The organism is Rhizobacter sp. (assembly GCF_031412075.1).
Classification (GTDB): Bacteria; Pseudomonadota; Gammaproteobacteria; order Burkholderiales; family Burkholderiaceae_C; genus Rhizobacter.
This window is the reverse complement of sequence record NZ_JANOCG010000557.1, coordinates 1-6,428: the sequence shown is the minus strand read 5'-3', so window position 1 is coordinate 6,428 and position 6,428 is coordinate 1. Positions and strand designations below refer to the sequence as shown.

Below are 6,428 nucleotides of genomic sequence, written 5' to 3'. Positions count from 1 at the left end.
GCGCAAAGCCGCCGCCTGGCTTGTCGCCGGCAGCGTTTTGCGCCGAGAAGTTCTCCTGGCCGGAGAACACGCCGTTCCAGGTGTGTTGGACGGGCAGCTTGGAGTTGTCGCCCCAGCCCGTCATGGCGCCGTCGGCCGAGGTGGCCACCGTGGCGCAGCCGAAGCCGGCCGAGTAGCCATTGCCGGCGTTCTTCGAGCCGGCAAGAAAGAGCACGAAGTTGCCGCCGACCAGCCCGTAGCTGCTCTTGGCGGTCGGGGCCATGCCCGAGGTGCCCACCGCACCGGCGCGCAGTGAGCCGAGGCCGGTGATGCTGAACTCGGCATGCGCCTGCAATGAAGCGGCCAGCAGCAAGGTGGCAACTGCGACCGGGCGCAGTGCGGATTGGAATGCGTTCAAGTGATGTCTCCTCAGAGTGGTTGGGTGCGGGCGTTTGGAACGTCTTGGCAGAGACGAAAGTTACGGGGCAGCACACATTAGTGCATTAGGGAAACTAATTAACGACACCAATTCCGCAATCTGGGCAAGGTCAGCGCTCGCTACAGGCCACAAGAAACAGCTCACCTGAGCGAACATTCAGTGACGATTTCTCCTGTGAAAAGCGTCTCCGGCAATGCCGTCTTGCACACCGGCTGAGGTCGAAGTGCACCCAGCGGCAACATCGACACTCGGTGCGTTTCAGTCGTCTGTTCAGCACAAACCCCTATTAAATTCGATTCACGAACTAACTAGCATCCGCCGCATTCAATCCACCGTTTGCCTTTGCCATCGCCCGATGCCTCTCCCAACCGAGCTTTCCCATGAGTGACGCCCTGCAACCCGGCCTTTTGCGCCCCGCGCCGCCGCCCACTGCGGTGCGGCGCCGCCGCATTCAGCAATGGCACTGGGCGCCCTACGTCTTCATTGCGCCGTTCTTCATTTTGTTTGCGGTGTTCGGCGTGTTCCCGTTGCTGTTCTCGATCTACCTCTCGTTCCACCAGTGGGACCCTGCCTCGGGCCTCGGTGGCATGACCTACGTCGGCTGGGAGAACTACGTCTATGCGCTGCAGGACGACTACTTCCAGAAAAGCGTCTGGAACACGGTCTGGATGGCCGTCGTCTCGGGCGTGCCGCAGCAAATGGTGGCGTTGCCGCTGGCTTTCTTTCTGCACACCGCCTTCGGGCGCTGGCGCAATGCCTTTGCCGGCGCGTACTTCTTGCCCTTCATCACCTCCACCGTGGCGATCACGATGGTATTCACCTCGATGTTCTCGCGCGATTTCGGCGTGTTCAACACGGTGCTCACCTGGCTCGGCCAGTGGCCGGTGCTGGAGTGGGTGTTCCCGCAGAAGAACATCGACTGGTTCAGCGCCGGCTACACGCGCTGGATGGTCTCGTTCGTGGTCTGGTGGCGCTACACCGGCTGGATCACGGTGCTCTACCTGGCCGCCTTGCAGACCATTCCCAAGGATTTGTACGAGGCCGCCCGGGTTGACGGCGCAAGCCGCTGGCAGCAGTTTTGGTACGTCACGATCCCGATGCTCAAGCCGATGATGTTCTTCACGGTTTCGCTCAACGTGATCGGCGGGCTGCAGCTCTTCGAAGAGCCTTTCATCATCACCAACGGCACCGGCGGCACCGGCCAGATCGGCAAGACCGCCGCCATGCACCTCTACGCCACCGCCTTTGTCGACAGCGACTTCGGTACCGCATCGGCCGTGGCCTGGCTGATGTTCATCTTCATCGCCGCCATGGCCTGGCTGAACAACAAGGCGTTCGCGCGCGGCGGGATGAAAGACTGACATGGCAGCCACCCCTCAAGCCCTCTCCCTCACTGTGCCGCGCAAGCGCAAGAGCCTCTTCAAGCGCCTGCCCAGCACCCCCATGCTGATGGGCTACCTGCTCGTCTCGCTGGGCGCGCTGGTGATGCTGATGCCGTTCTGGTTCATATTCGTGTTTGCCACGCACACCAACTCCGACATCCTCTCGGTGCCGCCGCCGATGTGGTTCGGCACGGCGTTGCCCGACAACTTGGAGACGCTCTTCCAGCGCCTGCCTTTCTTCTGGCACAACTTCGCGATGAGCCTGTACGTCTCGGGCATGACGACGGCGCTCAACCTGCTCTTTTGCAGCATGGCCGGATACGCCTTCGCGATGTACGAGTTTCGCTACAAGAAAGCGGCCTTCGCGATGGTGATGAGCACGCTCTTGCTGCCGCAGTTTCTGGGGCTGATCCCGAGTGTGCTGATCATGTCGTGGTTCGGCTGGCTCAACGAGCCGCGTGCGCTCTACGTGCCGGCCGCCTGCGTGGCCATCGGCGTGTTCATGATGAAGCAGTACATCAGCTCGGCCATCCCCAAGGAGCTGATCGAGGCGGCGCGGGTGGACGGCAGCAGCGAGTTCAGCACCTTCTTTCGCATCGTGGTGCCGCTCATCGGGCCGGCGTTCGGCACGCTCGGGCTCATCACCTTCATCGGCTCGTGGAACAACTTCATGGGCCCGCTCGTGATCATGCGCGACATGGATCGCTTCACCGTGCCGCTCGCGCTGCGTGCGCTGTCGGGCATCGGCGAGGTGCCCTGGGGCGCCATCTCGGCGGGCTCGGCGCTGGCCACGCTGCCGCTCCTGGTGATGTTCTTTTTTTCCTCGCGGCGCCTGATCGAAGGCATGACCGCAGGTGCAGTCAAGGGTTAGGGAAGAAAGGTCAAGGAGCAACACATGGCACAAGTTCGAATGAGCGGCATTCGCAAGTCCTACGACAACCACCAGATGGTGATTCAAGGCGTGGACCTGACGGTGCGCGACGGTGAGTTCATGGTCTTCGTCGGCCCCTCGGGCTGCGGCAAGAGCACCATGCTGCGCATGATCGCGGGCCTGGAGGAAATCACCGACGGTGACCTCTACGTCGGCAACGAGATTGCCAACGACCTCACACCGGTGCAGCGCGGCGTCTCGATGGTGTTCCAGAGCTACGCGCTCTATCCGCACATGACGGTCGAAGAGAACATGGGCTTCGGCCTCAAGATGGCCGGCGTCAAGAAGGCCGAGGTCAAGAAGCTGGTGGGCCAGGCGGCCGAGATGCTGCAGCTCAATGCGCTGCTCGAGCGCAAGCCCAAGGCGCTGTCGGGTGGGCAGCGCCAGCGCGTGGCCATCGGGCGCGCCATCGTGCGCAAGCCCAAGGTGTTCTTGTTCGACGAGCCGCTGTCCAACCTGGACGCCGGCCTGCGCGTGCAGATGCGCATCGAACTCGCCAAGCTGCACCAGGAGCTGGGCACCACCATGATCTACGTGACGCACGATCAGGTGGAAGCCATGACGCTCGGCGACCGCATCGCCGTTTTCAACAAGGGCGTGATCGAACAGGTGGGCACCCCGCTCAGCCTGTACGAGCGGCCGGGCAACCTCTTCGTGGCCGGCTTCCTCGGCTCGCCGACGATGAACATCCTGCCCGCCAAGGTGGTGTCGACGAACGCGACGGATCTGGTGCTGGGGGTCGAAGGCGCCGGCAGCCTGCGCCTGCCGGCCTCGAGCGCCATCGGCCTGAAGCCGGGAGCTTCCGTTTCGCTGGGTCTGCGCCCCGAGACGCTCGCCTTCACCGCCGACGGCGCTGGCCTGCGCGGCCGGGTCGACGTGGTGGAGCACCTGGGCGACAACGTGATCGCCTATGTGCGCGTGGGCAGCCTGCCCGATCTCGTGGCGGTGAAGCTGCAGGTCGGGCAAGACGCGTTGCCACGCGCCGGGGCGCAGATCGGCCTGGTGGCCGGCCTGCAGGGTGTGCACCTGTTCGACACCGCCGGCAGCGCGATCGCGCGGGCCAACGGCTGAGGCCGGGCTTCGTGAACGCGGGCCGTCGCCATCTGCTGCGCATCGGCGGCGCTGCCGCTGTGTGCGCAATGGGGTCGACGCAGGGCGTGCGCGCGGCCCCATCGCTCAAGATCGGCCTCACGCTGCCGCTGACCAGCCACTCGGCGCAGGCCGTGGTCTCGACCAGCGCGTTCTCCCCCGAGCTGGGCCAAGACTATCTCGTCGCCTTGCGCGCAGCACTGGAAGCGCAGCGCCTGCCCGCCGGCGTGGACGTGGTGGCGCTCGACGACGCGGGCCTGCCCGAGCGCGCGGCCGATAACGTGAAGCGCCTGGCCGACAGCGGCGCAGTGGCGCTCTCGGGCCTATGGACCACCGACATCGCGCGCGCCTGCATCGCGCCCCTCCAGCGCGCCGGCTTGCCCACCGTCGGCCTGCGCTCGGGCAGCCCCGAGCTGGTGTCGGCCAATGTGGCGGAGTTCTTCTTTCTCAAACCGAGCTGGGAAGACGAAGCCGCTGCACTCGCCCGTTCGTTGCAGCAGACCGGCTTCGGCAACTTCGCGGTGCTGGTGGCTGAAGGTCCCGAAGGCCAGCGCCTGCTGAAGGCCTTCACCAGCACCGGCGCCCGTGCGGTGGCCACGCAGGTGGTGGAAGAGCAGGCCGACGCGAGCGCCTTGGCGCGGCAACTTGCCGGCACGAAGGACGCGCACGCCATGCTGCTGCTGGTGCACGGGCTCGCGCTCTCCACCGCGGTGAGCGAGCTGCGCGGCCGCGACTTGCCCTTTCTGCGCCCGATCTGCACCCTGTCGACGGCGCTCACGCGCAGCCTGGTGGAGTCGCGCGACCGCCGCTACGCGGGCATGGTGGCCGCCAGCCCCTACCCCAACCCCGGCACCTGGAACATCCCGCTCGCCCGGCGCTTTCGCGACGCGATGACCGATCTCGATCTGGACCACGCCACGCGCTCGTTCTCGGCCATCGAGGGCTTCATCGCCGGCACGCTGCTGGGCCGCGCCATCGCCGCGGCCGGCGGGCGCCCCAGCCGTGAGGCCTTGGCCAACACCTTGCGCTCGCGCACCTGGGAGCTCGACGGCGTGCGCATCGCCTTCGACAAGAACCAGGTGGGCAGCCGCACGACGCAGCTCCTGGTCAAGTCGCGCGAGGACGGCCGCTTCAAAGGCTGAACCGCATTCTTTTTCGATGCCCATGACAAGGAAATCACCGTGCTTCGAGTTCTCCCCTGCGCCCTGGCGGTGCTGACCAGCATGGCTGCCGCACCCACACTCGCCGCCAAGTTCGAGCCCGCCGACGGGCAGACCATCCTCATCGTGGGCCAGGAGCGCGGTGAGATCGCCGACTACTGGCGCGAGGTCGGCCCCGCCGGTGGCTACATGCTGTACACCAGCCTCTCTTCGCTCTCGGGCATGGACTCCGACAGCCGCGGTTCGGGCTGCTCCGACAGCGGCGTGATGTCGTTTCCCGACTGGGTGAAGAACTACCCCGACACCGTCTCGCAGATCGGCCTGTACATGGTGGGCCTTTTGCCCGACGTGGCCACCGGTGACATGGACGGCAGCATCGAAGACCTGGCCGCCACCCTGCGCGCGGCCAAGCGGCCGGTGTTCCTGCGCATCGGCTACGAGTTCGACGGCCCCTGGAACCGCTACGACCCCGGCCTCTACCGCCGCGCCTTCGAGCGCATCGTGCGCATGTTCCGTGGCGAAAAACTCGAAGGCATGAAAGCCGCCATCGCGCCGGTGAACAACGTGGCCTTCGTGTGGCACTCGGCCGCCTACAACCGCTACCAGGGCGCCGCGCTGGAGGCCTGGTACCCCGGAGACGAATTCGTCGACTGGGTGGCCCTGAGCTGGTTCGCCTGGGGCCCCGACAACGACAACCGCGCCGCTGCCAAGGCGCGCGAAGAAGTGGCCGCGCTGGCGCGCGCGCGCAAGAAGCCGCTGATGATTGCCGAGGCTGCGCCCAAGCAGTATTACGAAGCCCAGCACCCAGGCTCCTGGGCCGGCTGGCACCAGCCGGTGTTCGACTGGATCACCAAGCACAACGTCAAGGCCTACAGCTACATCAACCAGGACTGGACGCGCATGCCGCAGTGGCGCAACGCGAGCTGCGGCAACGGCGTCGACTGGGGCGACACCCGCCTGCAAAAGCCGGGCAGCGTGCTGCTCGAAGGCTGGAAGAAGACGGTGGAGTCACCACGCTATTTGCGGCAAGGCCCGGCACTGATGCGTGCCATCGGCGTGAAGTAAGGCTGGCGAGCAGCCCCTGTCCAGGGCAAACACCGGACAGGGGCCACATGGGCTGCGCTCAGCGCCTGAACGCCTCCACCTTCGTCACCGTGACACCACTCTCAGCCGCCACCGTCAAGGTCTTGCTGCCCGCTGACACCCCACCGAAATCGATGGTCTGCACCGTGCCGCTGCCCGCGTTGACCGCCGCATTCGCTGACCCGCCGTTGAAGCTGGTGGTGGTGAGCTTGGAGTTGGCCGTGGAGCTGTAGCTGATGACAAAGTAGTACGAGCCCGCCGACGTGACGTTGACGGTGAAACTCTTGCTGCCGGTGAACGCGGCACTTGTCACCACACCCGGCAGGTTGCCGCCACCGCCCACCTCACCACCACCGCCGCCGCCA

General features: G+C 65.7%; 7 protein-coding genes. 5 read left to right on the top strand and 2 right to left on the bottom strand.

The features are described 5' to 3' along the window. Positions 1–397, bottom strand: a 397-nt coding sequence (locus RMO40_RS20720; protein WP_309725386.1) for a hypothetical protein, incomplete at its 3' end; no start/stop codon positions are given. Positions 398–798: 401 nt separating this feature from the next. Here RMO40_RS20720 and RMO40_RS20715 point away from each other — a divergent pair. The 5 genes from RMO40_RS20715 to RMO40_RS20695 are packed head-to-tail and all read left to right on the top strand — an operon-like array spanning position 799 to position 6,045. Continuing rightward, on the top strand, positions 799–1,779 hold the full coding sequence (locus RMO40_RS20715) for a sugar ABC transporter permease (RefSeq protein WP_309725384.1): 981 nt from the start codon (positions 799–801) through the stop codon (positions 1,777–1,779). A 1-nt stretch (position 1,780) separates the two neighbouring features. Beyond that, positions 1,781–2,671, top strand: a complete 891-nt coding sequence (locus RMO40_RS20710) for a carbohydrate ABC transporter permease (protein WP_309725381.1) — start codon at positions 1,781–1,783, stop codon at positions 2,669–2,671. A 24-nt stretch (positions 2,672–2,695) separates the two neighbouring features. After that, complete coding sequence (locus RMO40_RS20705) at positions 2,696–3,802, top strand: sn-glycerol-3-phosphate ABC transporter ATP-binding protein UgpC (protein ID WP_309725379.1); 1,107 nt, start codon at positions 2,696–2,698, stop codon at positions 3,800–3,802. An 11-nt stretch (positions 3,803–3,813) separates the two neighbouring features. Further along, positions 3,814–4,962 carry an ABC transporter substrate-binding protein gene (locus tag RMO40_RS20700; protein ID WP_309725378.1) on the top strand — a complete coding sequence of 383 codons (1,149 nt, stop codon included), beginning with the start codon at positions 3,814–3,816 and terminating at the stop codon, positions 4,960–4,962. A gap of 39 nt (positions 4,963–5,001) precedes the next feature. Continuing rightward, complete coding sequence (locus tag RMO40_RS20695; RefSeq protein WP_309725377.1) at positions 5,002–6,045, top strand: glycosyl hydrolase; 1,044 nt, start codon at positions 5,002–5,004, stop codon at positions 6,043–6,045. A 58-nt stretch (positions 6,046–6,103) separates the two neighbouring features. Here RMO40_RS20695 and RMO40_RS20690 read toward each other — a convergent pair. Next, positions 6,104–6,428, bottom strand: a 325-nt coding sequence (locus RMO40_RS20690) for a carbohydrate-binding protein (RefSeq protein ID WP_489660212.1), incomplete at its 5' end; no start/stop codon positions are given.

Coding starts and splice junctions, on each gene's coding strand:
- RMO40_RS20710 (WP_309725381.1), top strand. CDS start 1,781: ATGGCAGCCACCCCTCAAGCCCTCTCCCTCACTGTGCCGCGCAAGCGC.
- RMO40_RS20705 (WP_309725379.1), top strand. CDS start 2,696: ATGGCACAAGTTCGAATGAGCGGCATTCGCAAGTCCTACGACAACCAC.
- RMO40_RS20715 (WP_309725384.1), top strand. CDS start 799: ATGAGTGACGCCCTGCAACCCGGCCTTTTGCGCCCCGCGCCGCCGCCC.